The 22,750-nt window shown below is 55.5% G+C and carries 20 protein-coding genes and 2 pseudogenes; 8 read left to right on the top strand and 14 right to left on the bottom strand.

Features of this window, described 5'->3' with window-relative positions:
• Positions 1–124, top strand: a pseudogene (locus ACFWW2_RS25500) (IS630 family transposase); the annotation flags it as partial.
• 457 nt (positions 125–581) lie between these two features.
• Here ACFWW2_RS25500 and ACFWW2_RS25495 read toward each other — a convergent pair.
• From ACFWW2_RS25495 to ACFWW2_RS25480, 4 genes are all read right to left on the bottom strand, one after another.
• Positions 582–1,340, bottom strand: a complete 759-nt coding sequence (locus tag ACFWW2_RS25495; protein WP_393933262.1) for a hypothetical protein — start codon at positions 1,338–1,340, stop codon at positions 582–584.
• Between the two features lie 607 nt (positions 1,341–1,947).
• Positions 1,948–2,385, bottom strand: coding sequence for a hypothetical protein (locus ACFWW2_RS25490; RefSeq protein ID WP_393933260.1), 438 nt, complete (start codon positions 2,383–2,385; stop codon positions 1,948–1,950).
• A 657-nt stretch (positions 2,386–3,042) separates the two neighbouring features.
• Entirely contained in the window at positions 3,043–3,303 is a 261-nt protein-coding gene (locus ACFWW2_RS25485; RefSeq protein WP_393933258.1) for a hypothetical protein, read from the bottom strand.
• 55 nt (positions 3,304–3,358) lie between these two features.
• Positions 3,359–4,243, bottom strand: a complete 885-nt coding sequence (locus ACFWW2_RS25480; RefSeq protein ID WP_393933256.1) for an IS110 family transposase — start codon at positions 4,241–4,243, stop codon at positions 3,359–3,361.
• Between the two features lie 221 nt (positions 4,244–4,464).
• On the opposite strand from ACFWW2_RS25480, the gene ACFWW2_RS25475 reads away from it, so the two are divergent.
• On the top strand, positions 4,465–4,788 hold the full coding sequence (locus ACFWW2_RS25475; protein ID WP_393933254.1) for an H-NS family nucleoid-associated regulatory protein: 324 nt from the start codon (positions 4,465–4,467) through the stop codon (positions 4,786–4,788).
• Between the two features lie 121 nt (positions 4,789–4,909).
• Here ACFWW2_RS25475 and ACFWW2_RS25470 read toward each other — a convergent pair whose 3' ends face one another.
• Positions 4,910–5,599, bottom strand: coding sequence for a hypothetical protein (locus ACFWW2_RS25470; protein ID WP_393933252.1), 690 nt, complete (start codon positions 5,597–5,599; stop codon positions 4,910–4,912).
• 11 nt (positions 5,600–5,610) lie between these two features.
• Here ACFWW2_RS25470 and ACFWW2_RS25465 point away from each other — a divergent pair.
• The 4 genes and pseudogenes from ACFWW2_RS25465 to ACFWW2_RS25450 form a co-directional block, all read left to right on the top strand.
• A pseudogene (locus tag ACFWW2_RS25465) lies at positions 5,611–6,237 on the top strand (IS30 family transposase); the annotation flags it as partial.
• 550 nt (positions 6,238–6,787) lie between these two features.
• On the top strand, positions 6,788–7,747 hold the full coding sequence (locus ACFWW2_RS25460) for an IS481 family transposase (RefSeq protein WP_393933250.1): 960 nt from the start codon (positions 6,788–6,790) through the stop codon (positions 7,745–7,747).
• A gap of 84 nt (positions 7,748–7,831) precedes the next feature.
• The gene (locus ACFWW2_RS25455) at positions 7,832–8,449 is read left to right on the top strand and encodes a type IV toxin-antitoxin system AbiEi family antitoxin domain-containing protein (protein ID WP_393933249.1); all 618 of its coding nucleotides are present in this window, start codon (positions 7,832–7,834) and stop codon (positions 8,447–8,449) included.
• A complete protein-coding gene (locus tag ACFWW2_RS25450; RefSeq protein ID WP_393933247.1) occupies positions 8,442–9,308 on the top strand; it encodes a nucleotidyl transferase AbiEii/AbiGii toxin family protein in 867 nt (288 codons plus the stop codon). The genes ACFWW2_RS25455 and ACFWW2_RS25450 overlap by 8 nt, the downstream gene beginning before the upstream one ends.
• 629 nt (positions 9,309–9,937) lie before the next feature.
• Here ACFWW2_RS25450 and ACFWW2_RS25445 read toward each other — a convergent pair.
• The 3 genes from ACFWW2_RS25445 to ACFWW2_RS25435 all read right to left on the bottom strand — a co-directional run bounded on the left by ACFWW2_RS25445 (position 9,938) and on the right by ACFWW2_RS25435 (position 13,611).
• Positions 9,938–11,779, bottom strand: a complete 1,842-nt coding sequence (locus ACFWW2_RS25445) for a type II toxin-antitoxin system HipA family toxin (RefSeq protein WP_393933245.1) — start codon at positions 11,777–11,779, stop codon at positions 9,938–9,940.
• 337 nt (positions 11,780–12,116) lie between these two features.
• Entirely contained in the window at positions 12,117–12,710 is a 594-nt protein-coding gene (scpB, locus tag ACFWW2_RS25440; RefSeq protein WP_393933243.1) for an SMC-Scp complex subunit ScpB, read from the bottom strand.
• 1 nt (position 12,711) lies between these two features.
• The gene (locus ACFWW2_RS25435; RefSeq protein ID WP_393933241.1) at positions 12,712–13,611 is read right to left on the bottom strand and encodes a DUF1403 family protein; all 900 of its coding nucleotides are present in this window, start codon (positions 13,609–13,611) and stop codon (positions 12,712–12,714) included.
• 126 nt (positions 13,612–13,737) lie between these two features.
• Between ACFWW2_RS25435 and ACFWW2_RS25430 the strand changes: the two genes are divergently transcribed.
• A complete protein-coding gene (locus tag ACFWW2_RS25430) occupies positions 13,738–14,874 on the top strand; it encodes a tyrosine-type recombinase/integrase (protein ID WP_393933239.1) in 1,137 nt (378 codons plus the stop codon).
• A gap of 24 nt (positions 14,875–14,898) precedes the next feature.
• Here ACFWW2_RS25430 and repC read toward each other — a convergent pair whose 3' ends face one another.
• The 4 genes from repC to ACFWW2_RS25410 all read right to left on the bottom strand — a co-directional run bounded on the left by repC (position 14,899) and on the right by ACFWW2_RS25410 (position 21,164).
• Positions 14,899–16,233, bottom strand: coding sequence for a plasmid replication protein RepC (gene repC / locus ACFWW2_RS25425; RefSeq protein WP_393933266.1), 1,335 nt, complete (start codon positions 16,231–16,233; stop codon positions 14,899–14,901).
• Between the two features lie 219 nt (positions 16,234–16,452).
• Entirely contained in the window at positions 16,453–17,421 is a 969-nt protein-coding gene (repB, locus tag ACFWW2_RS25420) for a plasmid partitioning protein RepB (RefSeq protein ID WP_393933237.1), read from the bottom strand.
• Positions 17,421–18,605, bottom strand: a complete 1,185-nt coding sequence (repA, locus tag ACFWW2_RS25415) for a plasmid partitioning protein RepA (protein WP_393933235.1) — start codon at positions 18,603–18,605, stop codon at positions 17,421–17,423. Before repA ends, repB begins: the two co-directional genes overlap by 1 nt.
• 753 nt (positions 18,606–19,358) lie before the next feature.
• Positions 19,359–21,164: a ParB/RepB/Spo0J family partition protein gene (locus tag ACFWW2_RS25410; protein ID WP_393933264.1), complete on the bottom strand. Its 1,806-nt coding sequence runs from the start codon at positions 21,162–21,164 to the stop codon at positions 19,359–19,361.
• Here ACFWW2_RS25410 and ACFWW2_RS25405 point away from each other — a divergent pair.
• Positions 21,063–21,272 (top strand): hypothetical protein, encoded by a 210-nt coding sequence (locus ACFWW2_RS25405; protein ID WP_393933268.1) that lies wholly within the window; start codon positions 21,063–21,065, stop codon positions 21,270–21,272. The two genes, ACFWW2_RS25410 and ACFWW2_RS25405, sit on opposite strands and share 102 nt — an antisense overlap.
• 767 nt (positions 21,273–22,039) lie before the next feature.
• On the opposite strand, the gene ACFWW2_RS25400 is transcribed toward ACFWW2_RS25405, so the two are convergent.
• Positions 22,040–22,447: a hypothetical protein gene (locus ACFWW2_RS25400; RefSeq protein WP_393933233.1), complete on the bottom strand. Its 408-nt coding sequence runs from the start codon at positions 22,445–22,447 to the stop codon at positions 22,040–22,042.
• Between the two features lie 59 nt (positions 22,448–22,506).
• Positions 22,507–22,750: hypothetical protein (locus tag ACFWW2_RS25395; protein ID WP_393933231.1), on the bottom strand; the 244-nt coding region annotated here is incomplete at its 5' end.

Raw genomic sequence — 22,750 nt, 5'->3', positions numbered from 1 at the left:
TCTGCGACGCATCGGAGCCAGAACATTCACAGAGGTCTTCGAGGCAATCGGATCAATCTGCGATCTCTACGACCCAACAGAGTGTTGGAACTACTTCAAGGCTGCCGGATATGTCTCAAACTAAATTCGAAACGCTTTAGTGGCCATCATGACCACGGACTGCCAAAGGCGCTTCGATGTTATCGGGTCATTCAATTCCGACGCTCCAAATGCCGTGAATTACGTATCGAAAATCACCCAGACGAAACCAAGTATCGTACTGATACCTCAGATGGGACCACCGAATAATTTGACGCCATTTCGATCTGTCAGATCGAAATCTGAACAGAACGTAATCCAACATTCCAAAACTAGTGTCGATCTCATCGACACGGCTGTCAAAAAAGGCCGAATCATTAGACCGCGGGACAGCGCCAATAAAACAGGCTAATGATCCGCTTACCCTCCATTGGGATTTCACCTTCATTGGCTCTATGGATTGTGTCGGCCTTTTCCGGACGGCGGCTCGTGATTTCCAACAAAGAGAAGCAGTCGAGCGCCTCACCATAGCTCAATCCATTGACCCCCCTAGTCAATATTGCTTAGAAATCGAACGAGGTACTTATGCTGAAGCCTTCGCTTTGGACCACCTGGTCGCGAATTTCACTATAGTAACCCACATCGCCGAAGAGGACGCCATCAATCCCGCGTCTCCGACCTACCTCAACCAGAATTGTATCCTTTTCAGTGGGGATGCTGGCTACGGCAAAGATATTGCCACCGCCAATGCGCATGATCTTGGCTGGATCAAGCTCGCCGAGGGCGCGAAGCCAACCGAAGCTGTAGCGGTGAACGACAGCTTCATCGCCGCGGTCTAAAACAAAACCATTTTTGGTTAGAAGTTGCTGCTCCCCAGAAGCCTCAAACGCACGGCCACTTTTCAAGCTAAAAAGACTGGAAACAAAATGCACCGTTTTCCTTTCCGCACTCAACAGTCTCTTACCGCCATGATACTCAAAGCCCGAGGAGCCATAGAAAGTCTCATCACCTGCGGAGGTAGTTACTTGTGTTTCGTTCGGGTTCATCGCCATATCCGCCTGAGCGGCGGACACCCCCAGTCCTAGCGTCAAAACAAAGCTAGTGACAGCCAGCGCTGTTGTCTTCATCAGGGCGCCGTGACGGATACAAATGATTAATTGGCAAACCGCCTGGGCTGCAAGAAAAAGATCGAATTCGTTGCGGATATTGGTAGTTTTTAATCGCAAACTCGGGAAGGCTTTCATGTCAAAATGCACACACATATTTACACATTCTCCTCGCAAGACATCGACCCAATTTGAACCTGGAAAATAGTAGCGCATAAGCTGTACTCCCCTTCCCGCCCCGGGCCCTAAGTCTCTCTATTCAGATTACCCCCCCCTCGAGGGCGAGGGAGGGGTGAGTGGTGGTGGGTGGGCAAAGAGAAGCATCCATCCAACGCCTCCCATACCAAAATTTTAGGACCGGGTTGTCGTATTGCAAAATACCAATATACTATACATTAATAGGCATTAGCTATCATGGAGCCAGGTCACCGACCATAGAGACGATGGCAGACGAGAGGGCGTCAATTCGTGACCAGCCAGTATCGGGTGACCAAACGCGCAGAAGCCAATCTCGGCGACATCGGAGCTTGCGCCCTCAAATAATGAGACTAAACGTAGATGAACCGTACATCCGAGCGTTTTTGATCATTTCGCTTGGATAGCCAGCAGGCCGAAGTTGGCCGCGAGCGCACTGAGGTTGTGCGTGGTGTACGAAGTTATACCGAAGGTTCACACATCGTGCTCTATCAAGAAGTTCGGCCAAAGCTCATTTGCGGCTAATCTATGTTACTTGGGGATCATGCGCCAAGCTGGGCCTAATTGAGGACGGGTCGCCAATAAAGACACTGAAATACATGGTGCGCCGGGGACAAGCAGGTTGATGTCAATCCGTCAGACTTGCAACATCCTGTTCGCTCAATACGTAAGTACGAATCCGGCATCGGCCCAGGGGACATTCTGGAAAAGGAAGCAGCGGAACCTCTGCGGCGGGCATGATCTTGCAATCCATCGCCCTTGTACGTTCACAAGGTGCTTCGTTTACGAAGATGAGCACATGCGGATTCGTGGTGAGGTCATTTCGACAACATGCCTGCTTGATGCGAATATCAAACCGAATCCAGTCGCCCATACGATCCATCAGGGCATTTACGCGATGGTGATGAAGCTTGAAATGGTTTTCGAAGCTATGGGCCGGCTGGCCATCAAGTCTCTTGAAAAACTTGGCCAATGCTCTGGCGCTAATCCTTTCGTCTTTCTCCAAATGCGCTGTCACCATTTTGGCGTAGGGCATCACGTCAACGGTGCACCCACCGATGTTCATCTTTACCTTTCCAAACATCTTGGTTTTGTTACCCCGAAAATCCCTACTGTTCGGTTGACTAATCCCATTCGACGGATCCACTCTATCTTTCCTACCCTTCGTTCCCACGCAGAAATTGTGTCCCGCCCGCATCAAAATGAACGCCAGGGCTGGAAGAATAGCTAGACGCACACTACGTTTCCGGACGATGGTGGCTGGTGGCACGAACTCGGATAACAACTCCCGAAGCATTGACGTTTGCAAAGGTACCTATGTCCATGGAGGATAGCTGCGACGATGTGGACGCTTGGCAATTTCTTTGCGACGAGCGACTTCCCGTTTCACTTGGGCTTGCCGAGCTTCCTAAGGATGAGATCCTTTTCAGGTTTGCCGAAAATGTCCGTTCATCCGACATCTCGCCCACCTCCTACCAGCGAGTGAGGCTGAATACCGCAAATTCGAAACCCGAAACTGCGATGCTCACCAGCAGTATTGGCACTGTTTCCTTCATGACATCGCCTGCCTTGTGTAGTGTTTGGTATCAAGTATACTCTACGACATCCCGCTAAAGCGCCAATTTCCAGTTTCTATTTTATAATAGGTTTTGACTATGTTTCAACGTGTTGGACTCAGCGGATAGTATTCAATTGAGCTCTACGAGCAATGACCGAAGGACAATCACATCCAACGCTCTTCTGCTGGTGTGTGTCTGGCCAATTCTTGAGTGAACCCCCGGACCTCAGGGCGCACAGGCTGGTTTAGGTCAAGCTCGTTTTCGTTTCTTAATTGGGATCTTTGTCGCTCATCCGGGTCACGCTTCTCCTCGCAGTCTTTTTTGGTGTTGCTGATGGCGCCGCTGCATGCATGTGTCGGATTGGCAATGGAGAGCCCCGCTTTCTGACGCGCTTCAAGTTGCGCAGCAGACATTTTCGGCTTCATCCACACACCTCGTCCGGAGGGACGATCCCGTCAGGTAAATTGGTGGGCTACGGCTTCATGTCTGTTCTCCCACCTGTTCTTGACGGAAATTGGTGCCATCGACCCACATCCGATGCAGGATAACAGCAAGTTTGCAGGCGACGGCAACCACAGCGCGGCGTCTGCCCTTTGTTCGCATGAGGCGCAGTCCCCACGACTTGATCTGCGGTGCCCCGATGTTCCGCATGAGCAGTACATTAGACGCCGCACGGAGAGTCGCTCGTACATTTCCATCTCCTGCTTTGGAGATACGGCCCGGGTTGTCGTACTCGCCGGACTGATACCGCCTCGGTGTGAGTCCAAAATGTGCGGCCACTGTTCTAGACTTTTTGAACTTGGTCGGATAATCAATTGCCGATTTGAGGGTCAATGCAGCAATTGGACCGACACCGGGCACGGTCATCATCCGCATGCAAACCTCATCCTGCGACGCGGCCCTTTTCACCCGCCGGTCCAGTTCGAGATAGTGCTGGAATAGAACTGCGCGTTCATCGAGCAGGGGGATTATTGCATGTGCGAGCACGTCATCCATCTCAATCATAGGCCGAACAAGGCGATCAAAGTTGCCGTGTGGTATGGAACGAGGAAGGCGGATGCCAACGATCTTCAGTAAACCTCGCACTTCGTTAGCCAAGTCAATCGTCTTTTTCAGCAATGCTTTTCGTCTGCTGAGCAGTGCCCGCACACCGTGCGCCTCCCGACTCTTCATATGCCCGGGGCTGAACCACCCGGTCCGCAATATCTGCGCAATGCCCCTGGCGTCCGTTTTGTCGGTCTTATTTCGCATAGCTGAAAGTGTGGCGCTGACCTGCCGAGCTTCCATGCAAACCTTGCAGCGCCCATCCACAATGCGTAGCGCACAGGACCGAAGCGACACATCCAAGCCAACGAAGTATTCCATTCTCTGTCTCCCTTTCTCACAGCATCACTGTGATCCTATCGGGAGCTCGACCTCGGTGTAGGGTCTGCCCAATTACGCCTGCTTCCTGCGCATTGCTGCATCAAGCGAGTTCTCAAACACGCCACAAGTGACGACAGATCTGTTGCTTCCTCTCACATTCTGTCATTTAACCTGCTGAGCAAGATTTGGGACAGAATGATATGCAAACCGATTTGAGATCATTGACACGCAAAGAGCTGGAGAAGCTCAAAGCCGATATCGACAAGGCCCTGGCGAAGGTGGCCGCGCGCGATAAGAAGGCCGCACTTGTTGCCGCCGAGCGGGCCGCGAAGAAGCATGGGTTTACGCTTGCCGATATCACCGGCACGGCTGATACACCCGCAAAACCCAGACGCAAGACGGCCAAGAAGCCAGCCGTGCGCGGCAAGCCCAAATACGCCAACCCTGATGACAAGAAGCAGACCTGGACTGGCAAGGGACGCAAACCGGACTGGTTCAACGCAGCACTTGCAGCGGGTAAGACGCCAGAAGATATGGCGCTCTGACCGCTGGTATTGCCGCAGCTTCATTTGGTTGGCTTTCCACGCGCGCAGTTCTTATGCATTCCTTTGTGCGGCACATCAGCTCTCCGACGCTTGCGCAAGACGGTGAAGCTGGCCTCCCGGCTCAATCCGTAGCACCCACCATCCGCTGGCGGATCATGTCCTGCAGCGCCTGCATTTCTTCCTCTTCGTCGATATCGGGATTGTTACAGATACGGATTGCCTCTGGCAGCATGCAGAGTATCTGCTTCATGCGGGTTTCTGACCACATGGTTGCGCCGCGCTTGACGATGTAGCCCGCATCAAGCCAGGCTTGTCGTGTTTCCCTGAGCAATTGCCGCTTGGCCATGACCTCCCGCCGCATCGTGATCAAGACCATGTCCGACGGGCTGATCTGTTCCCGGCGCGGCAGGGTCTCGTCGAGGAACATCGCAACGAGCAGGGCGCCGCTTGCAGGCGTGTCGTCCATGCCCCGCCCCATGACCCGCTGATCAAGGGCGTGCTGCCACAGGCAGGCATCAATGACCAACTGCGTGTTCCGCATCATGACGTATTCATCGTGATTACATGGCCCGATGACACGCACACCGTCACGCGGATCGATGATGATGTCGTCGGGATGCGGAAACGCCAGCGGCTCACACCCATGCTCCTCGATATGTTGGTCATGGAGCGCCTGCTGCGCACGCTTGAACCTCTGCGCCGTGGCGACATCCCTGTTGATATCGTGTTGCTTTTTCTCGGCGCCTAGACGCCGGAGCTCGTTGTACTGCCGGATGCTTTGCGGGCTCCCGTGCAGCGCAGATGCCGTCAACTGATACAGAGTACTCCAAGGACGGTCGCGACGAACAATTCTATCGCCACCTGCCCGAATATCGCCGCCGCCGCAGACCGCGTGGCTACCGCAGGTAAAACCGGACGCATATCTTTGATAACCAAAGCCTATCCCATAGGCCTGAGCACATCTCTGAACGCGAGGAGTTCGGCCACCGGGAATGCGACCTGATGATGCTCCGCAAACAGCATGGGAAGGTGAACGTGATATCGCTCGTTGAGCATGTGAGCTGTTTCACCGTGGTGATGCGCAACGAAGATCGCCAGTCAAAACCAATCATGAAGGCTCTGATCCATGGGCTGGCTCCCCCGCCCGCCGACCCGCGCCGGTCGATCACCTTTGATCGCTGCACCGAGTTCTCGGCTTAGAAACGGCATCAGTGCGGACGCGTGGTTTTGTGATCCACAGGCACCCCACCAGAAAGGCACCGTCGAGAACACGAACAACAGGCCGCGGAGGTATCTGCCCGCTCGACCGAACCGACGGCGCTGACAAATCGATATTTGATGTCGATTTGCCACCGCGTTAACTCCACGCCGTGCAAATGTCTCGACTATCACACGCCCGCCGAGGTCTTCGAAACCAAGCTGTTGGAAATCCAGAACCGATTGGAATAAGGCGACATATCAGAAACTGCACTTCAGCGTAGGTACACAAAGAAGTATAGGCCGCGCGCGCAGCGACCTTAGGTCTTCTTTTGCGTTGTTCTATTGAACGATAGTTTTACCCTCAAAGGGTTTTTTGTTTCAATGCTGCCATCACTGATTCAAACGTAAGGATATCGTTGTTATGACTACCTTTGATACGTCGCTTGGCCTTTACTTTGCTGTTTTTGCGTTTTTCTTGTTGCCTTTGGCTTTCTTCGTTCTTTTAAGGCTTATTTGGAATTTAGGCTCGTTTTTACGTGCTAGGACAGCAGAGGTCGAGGAGACCTTATATCGTGAGTAATATCGGAATACTCGGTTTTCTTCTTCTCGGCTTTTTAGTCTTGATGCTAGTGTTTTTCGGCTACGTTTTTTGGCTTCTGATCAGATGGCTCCGAGGCTTATATTATTGATCATGACCCCCCTGCCCCACTGAACCTCTCAACATAGAAAGGGGTTATCCTAGTTGTTTTGTCCCATGGTTTGATGGTGCGATCTGTTCTTTGGAATGGTAGGAAGCATTGTGGGACAAGTTCGTCATGGGAGCGCCACGACCACGCACGCCGTCAGAGCAGCAATACAGCGATCGCAAGCTACGAACGCGGCGCTAAGCCGGGAACTTGGGATTAATGTCAAAACGGTTGCTAAGTGGCGTAAGCGCGAGACGCTAGAAGATCGCAAGACTGGGCCAACTGAACCCAGTTCTACGGTTCTGAGCACAGATGAGGAAGCAATGGTCGTGGCTTTCCGGCGTCATACACTGCTGCCATTGGATGATTGCCTCTATGCCTTGCAGCCAACGATCCCACATCTGACGCGCTCTTCGTTGCATCGTTGTTTGCAACGACATGGCATATCCCGGTTGCCAGATATGGAGGGCGACAAACCCAAGCGGCAAAAGTTCAAACGCTATCCTATTGGCTACTTCCACATCGATATCGCGGAGCTTCGGACGAATGAAGGCAAGCTGTATCTCTTTGTAGCCATTGATCGAACCAGCAAGTTTGCCGTCGCACAGCCCGTGGACAAAGCAAATCGCAAGACTGCATGGGAATTTCTAGAGGCGGTGTTGGAAGCGGTGCCGTACAAGATCCACACAATATTGACGGACAACGGCATCCAGTTTTGTGAGCAACCACGCAACCGGAACACCGCATATTCTCGGCCCATGCGGTTTGACATGATTTGCGAGGCAAATGGCATTGAGCATCGCCTAACCAAGCCAAACCATCCTTGGACGAATGGCCAGGTCGAGCGCATGAACCGCACAATCAAGGACGCGACCGTCAGACGCTACCACTATGAGAACCACGACCAACTGCGTATCCATCTCGGCGACTTCTTGGATGCCTACAATTATGCGCGTCGCCTCAAAACGCTCAGCGGCCTCACACCTTACGAATACATCTGCAAAATCTGGACTTCTGAGCCAGATCGATTCATCTTAAATCCGATCCACCAGATGCCGGGACTGAACACCTAGCTACTAGATCGAACTTGGCAGTCGCCAATAAGCCGTGTTAGAAAACCTCGGACGAAACGCGAAGTTGTCCGAGGTTACTCATCAGTGGCAAGCGATCCGACACAGAGGCAACGCCTCCTTGAATACCTGCAATCCCATGCGCCAGCGCGCGCACGGGATCTTGAGGATATTGGTGTCTCAGCCGCAACGATCTCACGCTCGGTGCTGTCTGGCGAAGTCCTACGGCTTGGCCGGGGTCTTTACGGCCTGCCTAGCAGCGCGCCCGATGCGCACGAAACTCTCATTGAAGTCGCCAAGCGCGCGCCCAAGGCCGCGATCTGCCTCACGTCGGTCCTAGCCTACCACGGCCTAACCGATCAACTGCCGCGTCGTGTCTGGATCGCGATTGGCGCCAAAGACTGGGAGCCGAAGATCACATATCCAAAGATCCGAACCGTCCGGTTCCGCGAACCCTATTTCTCGGGCGGCATCGAGGAGCGCCTGGTGGGAGGGACAGCGCTCAGGATGTATACCGTTCCCAAGACGCTTGCCGACGCATTCCGGAACCAGCGCCTTGTCGATCGATCCGTCGCTATCGAGGCGCTGAAGGCCGCGGTTGAACAGCGTAAGGCCACACCGTCAGAGATTGCTGAGGCTGCGCAGACCTACGGCGCCTGGAACCAGATGCGCCCCTACCTCGAGGCGGTGACGTCAAATGGCTGACACACCTAAGAACATCGCGGCATCGGTGCGCCAAAGGCTTCTGAACCTTGCGCGAGAGGAAGAGCAGGCCTTCGACATCGTACTGGTGGCCTTTGGCTTGGAGCGACTCATCTACCGCCTGTCCATATCTGCACATCGCGACCGCTTCGTCCTCAAAGGCGGTATGCTTGTAACCCTTTGGACCAAGGACACAGGCCGGTTTACGCGGGACGTGGACTTCCTGTCGTTCGGCGCTGAGGACGAGGAAACCCTGAAGGCCGCCATCGCCGATATTCTGGCAAACGACGCAGAAGACGGCCTGATCTTTGACGACGCCAACCTTACGGCAGCACCGATCAGGGACGATCAGGTCTACGGCGGCATACGCCTGAAGACGACTGCCTTTCTCGAAAAGACGCGGATCCCGATCACGATCGATGTCGGGTTCGGAGACGCGCTAGGAGATCCCGACTACACACTCGACTATGGCTCACTGCTCGACTTTCCGTCCGCATCGGTGCGCGCCTATTCCCCCGAAACGGTTATCGCAGAGAAATTCCAGGCCATCGTGGCACTCGGTATCATCAATGGTCGGATGAAGGATTACTATGACCTTTGGGCACTGCCGAAGGCCGTCGATCTCAATATGGACGAATTGCGGACCAGCATTGAGAAAACCTTTGAGCGACGACAAACGGAAGTGCCGAAGAACCGACCGCCAGGCTTGTCCGAGGTATTCGCCGCCGACACAACAAAGTCTGCTCAGTGGCGCGCCTACTCCGAAGCCACCGAGATCGAAGGCATGAGCCTCGCGGACGTCGTCGATGATATCTGGGCGATGCTTGAACCGATCTGCGCGCGCGTCGGTCGTGCAACCTGAGGAAACCAGAACTCGGCTTGTGTACTCGGACGTGTCAATCGGAAGCTGGCAGACATAGCTGAATTAGTCTCGATGTGATCTGACACCGCCCCCTTCTCAGCAAGCTGAAATGGGGACGGCACATCTCTTGATGGAGATGATGGTTGTCCGTTTTGATGGAGGTGCAAACCAAACCATCAAAGGAAACCACTGTCAATCGGCATTGAACATTGACCCCCTATCGGCATTCAAACCTGACCCCCTTGTCACTTGGCACTTAAATCTGAGACCGCGCCTTCAATGATTTCAGCGGCTTGCGCGAGCACCTAATATGAGACTGGGCAGTTAACTTGAGACTGACGTTTGTAACTTAGCACTTTAACTGAGATTGATACTCCGAAGTTGAATTGATGCCGAACTGCCATGACCGCCCCACTTGCCGACGAGATCGACCATCTGAGCAACCCGGCGTTCGGACTGCCGGACCCCTGCCAGATGCAGCTAACTTGAGACTGAAGGCCTTCTTGGTTTCAAATTAACTGCCCAGTCCTTCAAAAACTACCGCAATCTTACAATTAAGTGCCAAGTGACATTTCCCTTTTTGATTCAGCGTTTTCGCTTTGATTTACCGACGTACAAAGTCGCTATATTTAGGTGAAGGCCGCAGCCCGCTCCCTGCAAATGGCAACCATCGCCTCTGCTCGCTCCTGGATGTCACGGTCCATACCGGGAAGATCAGGCACAGAAACGATGTCTATAGCTTCGGTGAAGCGCTGCAAAAAATGGTCAATCTCTTCGCCTACACCGGTGGTAGCCAAGCCGGCGATCGCCGCCACCTGCATGAAATCACGACGCCGCAAGCGATCATCTTTGCCGTTCAGTTTCAGGGCCATGCGATCATGTTCAAGACTCGGGAACACCCGCGTCGTGACCGCATCATAGAGCGGCGCGAGGCGAATTGTGCTGAAGCGATCCGCAACAGGGCCGGCAGTCTTTAGAAGCGCCAAATTCTTCAGGTGCATATCGCCGTCGCCGATCAACCAAGCGAATAAGGCGCGCTTGATGACCAACTGAATATCTTCCCCGGCAGATGTCGACAGCGGTCGAACTGCACGCGTTATCCTCTCGATTGTTCCATCATACTTCGCATCGGGGGGCAGATCGAGGACCGAACACAGATCCTCCAAAGCAAAGCGGCGTTCATCCTCGGGCGATGTGCGAATATCAAAGCGCTCGACCAGTAAAGCAGGGGGCATGTCATCCGGCATTGCTACCAAAGCAATGTCGGGTGCCGCCAACCCTGAAGCACGGCCAAGAGTCATGGCAAGATACTCGATCACGGGAAGCGCCTGAAATCCGCTAGTTCCCGCCGGCTTCAAAATGTGAGTGAACGGCAAGCCCGCGCTCGGCGACAATTGGCCATCCTGCGCCAAATACATTGGCGCCTTGATCTGAACGCCAGACAGGCGCGGTGTGTCCGGCCTCTCATAAAGGCGCGCCAGCCCGGCCTCGAAATCTGCTTCAAGCTTTCCGCGCCCCGGACCCGCATAGTTTCCGGTAAACACACCGTCGCGGGCATGTCGGGACAACGACACAGACAGCATGTCTACGGGGAGCGATGCGAGCTCAGCTGCGTCTTCGCTGATCGTAATGTTGGACATATATCGTTTGCCCGAGCGCAGAACCGCACGCTCGTCATTGTCTTTGAGAACCTTCTCCAGCCATCCTTCGGGCAACAGTGAGAGGATGAAGGGGGGTAGCCTGCCAGGAACCCGCTGCTGCACGAGCGGCAAATTGAAATTGTCTTGTGGCTGCCAACGCCATTCAAAACCGTCATGACCCAGCTGACCGACGATTTGCCCATGCCAAGCAACCGAGAACGTAAGTGCTGCTTCGTTGCGAACATCCACCGCAACAGCAGAACGCAACAAATATCGCTCTGTCTGCTCCCCCTCGCGGTACCATTTGTTTTCGCGCGCTAGCGCCCAAACCGCATCCGCTGCAGCAGACGGGCTGCCGTATTCTTCAATAAGACGCGCGGCGATCTCGGTCCGCATCCCTTCATCAATCGCGCTGGCGTGCTCGCTGCGTTGCCGAAAGGCTTCAAGAAATCGCTGCCGCATCGACGAGACGGCGACTTTGAACTCCCCTGCCCCGTCATCGACAATGGCAGTCGCGACCGCTGGCTGATCTGGCGCTACGTTCTGGATGATCTCCAGAGACCTGATCCGAGTACGCTGATTTCGTTTCCCGCTTATGAATAAGCGACCATCTCGCGTCGGTGCGAGCAGAGTGGCGCTGGCTGCCGAGAGATACGCCTTTGGATAAAGATAATGTGCAATCCGCACTGCATTCCGCAGAACAATTGCATCGATATCGACATCGGTATCGGTATCGACATAAATGCCGCGCATAAGTTGGACGATTTTCCCCGTCTCAGCTTGGTAGTGAGCGCGGGTCTTGTCGAGATTTTCACCGATGAGATAGAGCATAATTCTAACTTTCGCGCATTTATGATGCGAGATAGTTAGATCGAATCACGTCCTGAGTCAAGAAATTTCAACTATCGCGCATGTGACATGCGTAAAAGTTAAGACTCGACGGACCATACCTGAACACCATTGACACACAACGGCCACTCACCAAGAAAATTTTCGAGCCGATTTTTCGTTTCATGCCTTTTGAAATGAAATTCTTCCTAAAAACTCAAGGTATGCAGCCTAGCCCAAGATTTGATTGCAGGCTGTTTGTAACGAAAGAAACGGACAGGCCAAACGATAACAAATAGTACAAACCTCTCGTGATGCACCGGAACTCACGAACCGCAGCCTACTCCGCACCCACCCCCGCATCGTCCAGCTGCTCGCGATCTGGCAGATCCCGTAGGCTTTGCAAGTCAAAAGCTACAAGGAATTTCTCCGTCGTCACGAACGTATAAGGCGCACCACGCCGCGGACTGCGCGGGCCGGTGGCAATAAGGTCACGCGCATGCAGCCGCCCAATCAAGTCACGGCTGATCTCTTTACCAAAAATGTCCTTCAGCCCATCGCGCGTAATCGGCTGGTTGTAGGCCACGGCAGCCAGAACGGCGACGTCGAACTCGCGCAAATCTAGATCCTGTCCGCCCACATCCGCCGCCGCGCGGATCACAGCAGCATAGGTCGCGCGCGTGCGCAGCATCCAAGCACCAGCAACGGCCGCAACCTCATAGGGCCGGTCGGCCACATCCGCGATGAGATCTTCAATCAACAGATCAACCGAAACCCCCTGCCCCACGACACGGGTCAAGTCTTCGCCCGGTACCGGCGACGCGCTGGCAAACAGAACTGCCTCGATCCGGCGCATCCATTCCCGCCAACGCAGTTCATGCGGCAGGTCTTCCAGCTCGCGGTCGATATCTGCGTCAGGCCGGTCCTTTGCCATATCAGACCCCGTACAGCCGGAACGTGTCCCGCCCGGTCAATTCGCGCACCACGCCCAGACCCACCAACCGATCACAGAACCGGCGCGCGGCGCGGTCACTCATGCCAGTGCGACCAGTCAAAGCGATCGCCGGCGACAGCGCATCTTTCGACAGGAATAACGCGACCGCGTCCGCTGCCCCCTTCGCTCGCAGCTTTGGGATGACGGCCTGCAGGTCAGCCGCCCGGCGGGTCAGATCGGCCGCGACCGGAAGCGCCACACCGATCGAGGAGACCAACGCTTTATGACAAGCCAGCTGCAGGTCCGTACCACGCATGCGCAAATCGCGCGATTTTAAACCGGTCGCCAGAAGCGGCAGAACGTGGGTCCATCCCAAGGATTGCGCCAAGACGGCATCCGCCAGGATCAGCGCCAAGACCTCCTCCCGCGGATGCGTAGTGAGGACCGTTTCCAGAACAGTCGCGGCGCGCATGACCGGCCCACCCCGCCCCATATCCAGCCACGTGGCAATCTGTTCAGCAGTTGCGTAAGGTAAGGCACGCTGCAGCGCCTTCACCGAGATAGGTCTTGCAGTCGCGCGCTGCCATTGCAGATAGATCGCGCCCGCCGGCCCTGCCTGATCGCCCGGCCTCAGCAGATGCACTGCGTCCCGGATCTCCCCAGCCCTTTCGGACCTGCCCAACATACGAATGCACGCCTCTGACGCGGTCAGGCTTAGCCTATCACTTAACAAGGCATGGGGGACGTCGTCACGCCCCACCACAAGATGCAGCGTCGCCAGTGCCGATCCTGACAAAAACGCCACATCTTCAAGGGTTTCGGCGCGCGCAGAGGTGACCCACGGCGGCATCCGGGGTAGTGTATCGGGAGCGTCAGCAAGGTCTGGTTGGGGAAATGCCATGCCGCAACCCTATCTCAGCCCGGCGCTTACTTCCAGAAAATACCACTCAAACCGCCCCACCTTACAGGTCTTTTTTATGTCCAATAAGTTTGCCTTATCGGACGTAAGAAGACTATGCTGAGAAACATGAGCAAAACACCTGAAAATCAGCCGTCGGAGGCCGAGACATCGATCTCAGCGCCCTTTGACGCGCCGGACGAAGCGCCGCGCGACGAGAGAGAACGTGTGGGTGACGATGCGATCGCCTTGCCCGCTCATGTCGCCGGCTCCGGCACGCTTGACCGGCTGGTCGACACCGCCCGCGACTATGCCAAAGCCGCGACCGCCGAGAACACGATCAAGGCCTATGCGGCGGACTGGAAACATTTTGCGCGTTGGTGCAGGCTGAGGGGGACCGAGCCCCTGCCCCCGTCGCCCGAGATGATCGGACTTTATCTGACCGACCTGGCCGCACCGACGAATGGCGCCCCATCGCAGTCGGCGTCCCGACCCCTCTCGGTGAGCACGATTGATCGCCGCCTCTCTGGCCTGACTTGGAACTACGCGCAGCGCGGCTTCACGCTTGATCGCAAAAACCGTCATATCGCAACCGTGCTCGCGGGTATCAAACGCAAGCACGTGCGTCCACAAGTACAGAAGGAAGCGATCCTGCCCGAAGACATCCTCGCCATGGTAGCCACACTCGACTTCGACCTCCGTGGGCTGCGCGATCGCGCCATCTTGCTTCTGGGATATGCGGGCGGCCTGCGCCGTTCCGAGATCGTCAGCCTGGATGTTGGCAAAGACGACACGATTGAGTCGGGTGGGTGGATCGAGATCCTCGACGACGGCGCCGTGCTCACCCTGAATGCCAAAACCGGGTGGCGCGAGGTCGAGATCGGCCGGGGATCCTCGGACCAGACCTGCCCCGTGCATGCGATTGAGCAATGGCTGCACTTTGCAAGGATCGACTTCGGCCCGGTATTCGTTCGCACGACGCGCGATGGCAAAACGGCGCTGGACGCCCGGCTCAGCGACAAACATGTGGCGCGTCTCATCAAGACCACCGTTCTGAAGAGCGGCATCCAGTCAGACCTGCCCGAAAAAGACCGCCTCGCCCTGTTCTCGGGTCATAGCCTGCGCGCTGGTCTGGCCAGCTCTGCAGATGTCGACGAGCGCTACGTCCAGAAGCAGCTCGGGCACGCCTCGGCCGAAATGACCCGCCGCTACCAGCGTCGCCGCGACCGGTTCCGGGTGAACCTGACCAAAGCTGCCGGCCTGTAGGCACGGTAATCTGACAGATAGGCATCACGCCGCCTGCCCGCTCAACCGGCCATAGAAGCTGCGCTCCAAATGCAACTCCCCTGCCCCGGCCTTCTCGACCATACCCCGCAGATATCCGCCCGGAGACGCCACTTCGCCCGCCGCATGCTTGTCAAACACCAGAACAAGCGCCGCCGTCGCGATCTGCGGCCCAAGCCGCTCCTGTGCGAGGTCCCAGGCGTGTTCTGAGATGCCGATCATCGGCCTGAGTTGCCCCGCAACCCGGTGCAGATCGCCCCAATCCTTCAGATACCCGCCCATATAGCGGGCCCAGGACGCGAATTCAGGACAGGCCTGCATCACCGTGGGCAAGTCGAGCGCCGCACCACGTTTTTTGCGCGTTTCGGCCACCCACTCTTCCAACTCCCTATCCACTTGCTTTTCCGGCAGCGCATTGGGCACCACGTCCGCCGCGTTCTCTGTTTCAGAGGACTTACAGGTTACAGGATGAAGTTGGTTTGTAATTAGTATATGAGGGTCGGAAATGACCTCCCTGGGGTTCATTTCTTGAGTCTGTTTAGTGATTTGTGCACTAGTCTCAGAGATGTTTTCCACAATGTCCACTGCCGCAGTTGCTTTGAGATAGGCCGCCTCGACACGCACCTGGAGTTCGCTGAACCAGGCCAAGAGCCGTTCAAGCGTCTCTGAGGCGACATTGCGGCGTGGCAGACGGCCCAGAAGCTCCTCGAAGAGCGCGGTAAACTGCGTCCAAGGGCCTCTCAGCGTCCCGCTGATGGCCGCTTCGATCCGGGCGCGGATCATGCGGCGTGCAACCGTGATCTGGCGCTTGAGCCGCTGGCAGAGCGCGCGCTCGACCTGCAGTGCGGCATGCAACTGTTCAAACTCATCGACTCGGGCTGACAGTGGCGACAGATCAAAGCCATAGGCTTCGACGATAACGCCATCTGCATCCCTACGCCCCCAACGCTTGCCGTTGGGGCTGTCTTTGAAGGAAATCACGCCACTCTCGGCCAGACGTCGTGCGTGGCGTTTGAGGGCCGACAGCGAGAAGCCTGTCTGCTCCATCAGATAGGCGTTCGACGCCCAGACGATCGGACGCTGCCCCTCTTCCCAGTCCTGGGCCTGTGTGAAGGCCCCAAGCGTGTCGAGGAGCATCATGTCACCGGCTTTCAAGCCGATGTGAGCACCCACGCGTTTGACCGCCACGAATGCCCTGCCCTTGTCGACAGCTACCCCAGTGCCCCTGTTGGCCAGTTCCTCCGCTTCCAGAAGTGCACGCGAGACGCGCCGCCATCCATTTGGCGTAGCACGGTTGGTCTGGGACCCATTGGGCCCAGTTGCCCCGTAGGGCGAATTCATCGATTCATCCATACTTATCAAAACGCTACAGATACCCGTTCGCCCAAAGGCGTTTTTTGTTGTGCGGTGATTCGGGGACTGCTAAGATTGAAGTGCGAAGACAATCTGCGCCTTGGATTTTATCTGGGCGTTGCAGCCCTCGGAACTCCGGTTTCGAGGGTTTCTTTTTGCGTTATCCTCCTTGTCTACTCATGTCCTCAATACGGCGGTTAACAGGTGTTAACTGCCCTTACCCTCCGATCCGTTTCGAAATGATCGATAGGATTCTGTGATCAGACGGTCGATGTTTTCATCAAACCAATCTGCAAATGCTGTCGTGTCCCCTGCCCGCTTAATGGTCACCGTCACGGATGACTTTGTGGATTTCACAAGGGCACCATCCACCGGCGCGCGCTGCACAGGACGTGCGTTTTTCGGCCCACGTTTGTTCAAACTGCCAAGCACGGCTTGCAACCGCGCATCTGAACCGGCGTCGTCCGATAGACCATGCAAGACTTTCATTGCGTCGGTCTTTGTCATCGCCCCACCCTCAAACGCTGCGGCAAGTGTCATCCATTTAGGACGCCCTGCCCCATGGGCCGGACCAATCGCCTCACCCACGCGGTCCGGGATCAACCGCGCCACACGTTCCAATTGGGACAATGTGTTCTTGCTGATCGACAAAGCCTGCTGCGCCTGGTCACGCGAATGCCCCTGATCAAGAATGGCTAGCGCAAAACGCGCTCGTTCATAAAAGCTCAGGTCCTGACGGCTGGCATTCTCAAGCCCTTTGGCAATCAAGGCTTCGCTATCGTCCAAGGTACGGATCAGCGCTTTGACAGGCACGCCAAGTTGCTGGCACGCCAGAATACGCCGCCGGCCATAAACGACCTCGAACTTGCCATCGTGTTTGCCCGCTGGTCGCAACAAGACAGGCACTTGTTGGCCGCTTTGTTTAATGCTTTCCACAAGGTCAAGGACATCTTCGTTGGCGCTGTTAACAGCTGTTAACTTCAACCTGTCCTGCGGACCCCAAGGCAGGATCAACGCGGTATCAATCTCTTGAATCCCCCCCAGACCGGCCCTGACCGATCCCACAGTGCCCTTTGGCAATGAGCGATGCGCGCGGTTCTGGCTGATCGGGGCCTCGCCTTCGGTTGCTGCGGAAATCGCCGCCATGATCCCAGTCTTATTCTTGTTCAGTGCCATCAGCTACGCCCCCATGCTTGCTGCACCAAGTTTGCAATATCAGATCCTACTGAATCCATACTGGACCTTGCGCGGTCATAAGTGCTGCGGGTCATGTCGGCACGGGCAACTTCGTAGATCGACATTTTCAGCATCGACGCATCCGCAATGGCGGTACTGCGCAGCGCGGTCGAGGGTATGATCCGTTCCTGAAACAACGCACGCATCAGGGATACAATCTGCTGGCTGGGAATATCGCTTGGGTCGTCACGGGTAATCAGAAAACTGAAGAAGTCATGGTCCATGCGCACGCCAGTATCTTCGATGACACCAAGATAAGCCGATGTCATCTCAATGAACTGCTGGGTCGACGCCAGATCAAGCATGCTTGGCGTCATTGGCACCAACACGGATGTTGCGGCAAACAAACCCGTCAACGTCAAAAAGCCAAGTGCAGGGGGGCTGTCGATGATTACGATGTCATAATTGCCTTCGACAGGCGCAAGCGCATTTGACAGGCGCTCAAAAAACGCAGCTCCACGCCCCGCGTTTACGGCTGTTTCTGTCTCAAACTCGCTCAGGATCAAACGGGCAGGGGCCAGATCAAGGCCGGGGAAATACGTATCAACGATGACATCCGACAAGGGCAGGGGGTCTTCGTAACGCAGCGCGTCATAGATCGTTGGTCCGTCAAATTCCAATTCGGTCTGTAAACCACAAAACCCTGTCAGGCTGCCCTGAGGGTCCAGATCGATGGCCAATACGCGGTAGCCACTTAATGCAAGGTAGTGACAAAGATGGATCGTCGCCGTCGACTTGGCCGAGCCGCCCTTGAAGTTCATCAGTTGGATGACCTGCAGCTTATCGCCTTCGCGGCGTCCGGGTACATACTTGCCAGGACTGCGCGATCCAGCCTCAAGCGCCTGACGCATCGCCCAGATTTCATCCCCCGAATAGGACCGACGACCACCTTTGTTGACAGCAGGCTCTGGCAGGGATCCATCACTGTGGCACTTACGCAGGAATTGCCCGGACACGCCCAACAGATCAGCCGTCTCGGTGGCGCTGAACAGCCGCAAAGACTTGCGTTGATCCGGCGCATAGACTTGCTCTAAATGTGTGGTCAAAGCCGTCTTCAACCGTGCTGCCATTTGTTCGGTGACATCGGATTGGGACGCGGCCGAAATCGGTGCTGTCTGAAACATGGTTGCTCTTTTCCCGCTCAATATTGCTTATTTGCGCAACTTGAAACAGTTAAGCAGTGATTCACGCTGTTAAGTCAAGAAAAATATCAACAGGTAGTGACCGGGCAGCCTGCCCGATCAAGATGTATGACAAGGCAGACGCAGTTAACAGCTGTTAACACCCTCGTCCGTGTCATGAGTGCAGCGGCAGAAGTCCTTGGATGCTGTTTGTGCAGGCCGCGCGAGTGAACATGATGCGACCCGAAAACCTGTTCAAAGGACAAGAGACAGCGGCTGCGGTCTGATCGGACCATCACGGCACACGATGTTCGAAAACCTCAATAGCTTGGAACGGAACTAAGGCCCATCCAAAATCTGGGAGACTAAATGATCATCCATGATCTGGTAAGTCTGGCAGGTAATGTGACAGAGGCCCATGCGCACTATCAACAAGGACCACAGCAACGAAACAGCCGATCCACCGACAGCATACGTGTCAGCTACTTCCTAAAGACGTGCAATTGAACACCTGCGAACTCCAGCTGGTAGAAAGATAGGGCTTAATCCAGACAATCTCTCCATTCCCTACGAAGGCCAGCTTTTGCGGATCAAATCAATTTCTCCGAATTTTGTAGCAGCGCTATTTCCTCGACGGGCAGGGGGCTTATCCGTCTGCCTCTCCGCCTGACAAATTGCAGGCAGGTCGTGTGCCATCGACTTAATGAAATGGCCCCGCCAAGGCGGAGCCATTTGGTTCTTCCCGCGACGAAACCGTTAAAAGCAGCCAGGCACCCATTTGTCGAGCTTGGCTTTCTGCTCCGGCGTCAGGCCCATCAGCTTTTGCGTGGTGGGATCGCTCACCAGCATTTCCATCTTCTCAGCTTTTTCGGCCTTCTTGAGCTTGGCGAAGCCAGCGACGCGGTCGTCACGGGAATCGCAATCAAGGAATTCACACATCAGATCAATAAGATAGGTTGCCGAAACCCGCGCAAAGAAGTTCTCTGCGGTCGGGGTCCAATGCTTTCGGATATCTGCGCCTGCTTCGTCCGCGATCAAATTGAAGAATGCTGGATCGCCAGCTTGGTAGGGCAGGGTGCGTGTGATCGCCTCAGTGATTTTGGCGTTACGAGTCTTCTTCCCGCTCTCACGGAAGGTGACAAACGCCGCGGAGAGATTCTCTACACGCGTTCCTTGCTGCCAGGATTCACTCACGTCCATCCCGTGATCTAAGCGCGGCTCGCGGGAGAATCCATCTTCAACGCTTGGCGCATTGGTCGGGCGGTCTAGTCGGATGCCAAAGACGCTCTCAAAACTGCCTGAGACGTCCGATAGACCAAAACCCAACAGGTCCAAGACAAGTTCTGGCTTCGCCAGCAGGGCAGCTTGGACCGACGCAAGTCGGATCGCCTGCATGTCGGTGATGAGTTTCTGCGAGTAGGGGGATTTCGGCGTATCCGTTTTTGACGTTTGCGGCGCTTGCAGAACGCCTGCTTCAACGGCTGCTTTTTTGTCTTCGGGTCGTACCAAGCCTGCGGTTACTTCCAATTTGCCGGAACCATTTACAAGAATGATACAGCCTGCGTGGGCTCTTTGATCTGTAGAATAGTCACCGTCGAGGATGGCCTGCAATGTGGACAGCCGTGCCTCTCCCGCTTCATCCAGCACGCCGCCGTTGGCCAGTTCCGCCAATTCGTCATATTCCTCGGCCTCCGCCTCGGTCAGTTCGCCTTCGATGGGGTAAATACGGGCCAGTTTCATTTGATCGAGATCATAGTAGTTCAACCAAGCCTCGCTGCGGGTCTCGGCCCATGCCCAACCTTGCGCCTCAATGAGATCAGCACATGCAGTGTCTAGCTTCTCGGCAAAGAGTTGATCCAGAAGGGCAGGGGAGGCGAGGAAGACCTCTTCAGAAAACAGATCGCGCGTGACCGCACCGCCCTCGGCCTCATAGGCGTCGACTCCGACAAACCTAGCGCGGCGGTCGCTGGCCCTGATTGCATCGGGATGCAGCGCGTTCTTGATTGCACTCTCGGAGATGGCTTGTCCCTTCACTTGGTCCAGAATGCTTAAGGTGAGTGCCTCATCATCAGAGAGCGTGAAAGCCTTGGCGGTGCCAAGACTGATTTCACCATCTGCCAGTGCGTCCAACACCGGCGCGGGCAGGCCCGCAAGGGCCAGACGCTGATAGACACGCGCTTCGGTCACAGCAAAGGCCAGAGCGATTTCGGGGGCAGTGGCCCCGCGCGACTTCATGCGTCCGAAGGCGCGGATTTCATCGGCGGGGGTCATATCCTCACGCGCCGCATTCTCTGCACTGGCCCAATCCTCGGCCTCGGCGGCGTCAGCAGCAAGCTTGACAGGTACAGTCGCGAAAGGGTGGTCTTTGGACCGCTCCGCAATCACTTTTATGGCCCGAAGGCGACACCCGCCTGCTACAATCCCCACCTTTCCGTCCTCATCCATGAGGCCTGCAAGGTTATGAATGAGGCCAAAGCGCTCAATGCTGTCAGCGAGGTTTGCGATATGGGCATCGGAAACGGCCCTGCGTGGGTTGAGATCGGAGATGGAAAGCATCTCCAGTGGGATTTGCAGGATCACGACGCTGGCGTCGTCTGTCTTGATCGATTGTTGCTTGGTCATGGTTCTGTTCCTTTCAAAGGCTGTCTTGAATGCTCAGAGCGCCACTGAGGCGTCGCGCGACTAGTTTTGTTGGAAAGCGCTAGTGAAGGGAGCCATAGCTTCTTGTTGCCTTGCCTCCGACCGGACGGCAGGAGACCACTTTCCGATCCCTTTTGGGATCGTAGGACGGCACAGCCGTCTTTTCTCTTTTTTGGATTGTGCTCAGCCTGGACGCGGGAGAGGGGAAGTGGGGCTGGACGGTTAGACACAGAGGGAGCCGGTGAAAGATGACCCGTGCTGATTCAGGCTGGTGGACACCCGCAGGGCCGGAACGCAGAGGAGGACCGCGCTCGCGCGGTTGGGAGCCAGAATGAATCTGCTAAGGAAAATCGTCGGCCGCCCGACGATCCGAAAACAAGCAAAGCCGCCCATTGGGTGGCGTCGCGCATCACGAGTGCTTTATTTTTCCAATAGCACCCAGCTTCATACAAGGTCTGTCAAACTATCCGTCACCCTTTATGGGCAGATCGACGGTGTTTCTTTCCGCATGAGCCAAATGGGTTGTCGGGACTCAGTGAGACAAGACCACCCATATTGGATCAGCGAGAAAGGAGCATCTGAGTTCTGCACGTAGTCCGGTTTACCGGACGTAGTATAGGGCAGGGTTCCCCGGCATTTGCTGGGGCATTGACCTTCGCCGCAATGCAGAACTGATGCAAGTTGGGCTCAATGTCGACCTCGGAGGCAGCGCAGCAACCGTAGTTGGCAACACGCCAGACACATCGAGTACGGCCCAAAACTGACATTGGTCACGTCGTGATGCGCTGTAGTGCAAGTTACGGAGGCGTCAAAGGTATTGCTGATCGAACAGTCTGGAAGCGATTCCGGGCTGGAGGTTTAAGAAGGAGCGTAGCTGAGAAGACGGGTATCCCGAACAGCGTCACTTCAGCCGTTCTGCCATTGATAGTGACTTCACCAATTGCGAACTCTGGTGTCCATTGAAGATGGTCGATCAGAACCCCCACTTCGTTTTTTTCTGTACCGAAATCGTCTTCTAGGGTAATTTCTATTGTTTGCGTATGAGCTGGGTAGGAGTGCAACCAAAGGAGAAGCGCTCCTTCATTTGTCTCGAGGACTGATCCAATCTTTATAGTTTCGTCGCTGTTGGGTTTGGAGACAGACGCATTGCCTGCAAGCCGTATGGTTGCGTTCGGAATGATGTCAGCTGTGTTCTGCGTTGTCATAGCCTACTCCTGCTGAGCGATTGAAATGTCATGATGGAAGTCTGCTTCTGCCGACGCGACTAGAGTGGATCCCAAGTTGGACGACCGGGCTCGCTCTCCTTAATCAACAGCACTTGTAGCCCCATAATCAGTGCGGTTGTCCAAACTGACAGCGACTGAAACTGTAATCGGCGGAGCAATACTCGGCCACGGTAGCGGCGGCGTTGTGTTGTCGCGGGCGGCTTAAAAGTCGGCCACTTTGGCCCTTTCACTTGATGGGAGGGCTTGGGGATATTCACCGTGGAATTATATTTGAAGGTGCGG

This window comes from Yoonia sp. R2-816 (genome assembly GCF_046762905.1).
In the GTDB taxonomy this organism is placed as follows: Bacteria; Pseudomonadota; Alphaproteobacteria; order Rhodobacterales; family Rhodobacteraceae; genus Yoonia.
The sequence above is the reverse complement of the archived record's forward strand: the minus strand, read 5'-3'. Positions and strand labels throughout refer to the sequence as shown.

Bases quoted from the DNA above. Each gene is read 5' to 3' on its own strand.
- ACFWW2_RS25495 (WP_393933262.1), bottom strand. From the start codon at position 1,340: ATGCGCTACTATTTTCCAGGTTCAAATTGGGTCGATGTCTTGCGAGGA.
- ACFWW2_RS25490 (WP_393933260.1), bottom strand. From the start codon at position 2,385: ATGAACATCGGTGGGTGCACCGTTGACGTGATGCCCTACGCCAAAATG.
- ACFWW2_RS25485 (WP_393933258.1), bottom strand. From the start codon at position 3,303: ATGAAGCCGAAAATGTCTGCTGCGCAACTTGAAGCGCGTCAGAAAGCG.
- ACFWW2_RS25480 (WP_393933256.1), bottom strand. From the start codon at position 4,243: ATGGAATACTTCGTTGGCTTGGATGTGTCGCTTCGGTCCTGTGCGCTA.
- ACFWW2_RS25450 (WP_393933247.1), top strand. From the start codon at position 8,442: ATGGCTGACACACCTAAGAACATCGCGGCATCGGTGCGCCAAAGGCTT.
- ACFWW2_RS25445 (WP_393933245.1), bottom strand. From the start codon at position 11,779: ATGCTCTATCTCATCGGTGAAAATCTCGACAAGACCCGCGCTCACTAC.
- scpB (WP_393933243.1), bottom strand. From the start codon at position 12,710: ATGGCAAAGGACCGGCCTGACGCAGATATCGACCGCGAGCTGGAAGAC.
- ACFWW2_RS25435 (WP_393933241.1), bottom strand. From the start codon at position 13,611: ATGGCATTTCCCCAACCAGACCTTGCTGACGCTCCCGATACACTACCC.
- ACFWW2_RS25430 (WP_393933239.1), top strand. From the start codon at position 13,738: ATGAGCAAAACACCTGAAAATCAGCCGTCGGAGGCCGAGACATCGATC.
- repC (WP_393933266.1), bottom strand. From the start codon at position 16,233: ATGAATTCGCCCTACGGGGCAACTGGGCCCAATGGGTCCCAGACCAAC.
- repB (WP_393933237.1), bottom strand. From the start codon at position 17,421: ATGGCACTGAACAAGAATAAGACTGGGATCATGGCGGCGATTTCCGCA.
- repA (WP_393933235.1), bottom strand. From the start codon at position 18,605: ATGTTTCAGACAGCACCGATTTCGGCCGCGTCCCAATCCGATGTCACC.
- ACFWW2_RS25405 (WP_393933268.1), top strand. From the start codon at position 21,063: ATGAATGAGGCCAAAGCGCTCAATGCTGTCAGCGAGGTTTGCGATATG.
- ACFWW2_RS25400 (WP_393933233.1), bottom strand. From the start codon at position 22,447: ATGACAACGCAGAACACAGCTGACATCATTCCGAACGCAACCATACGG.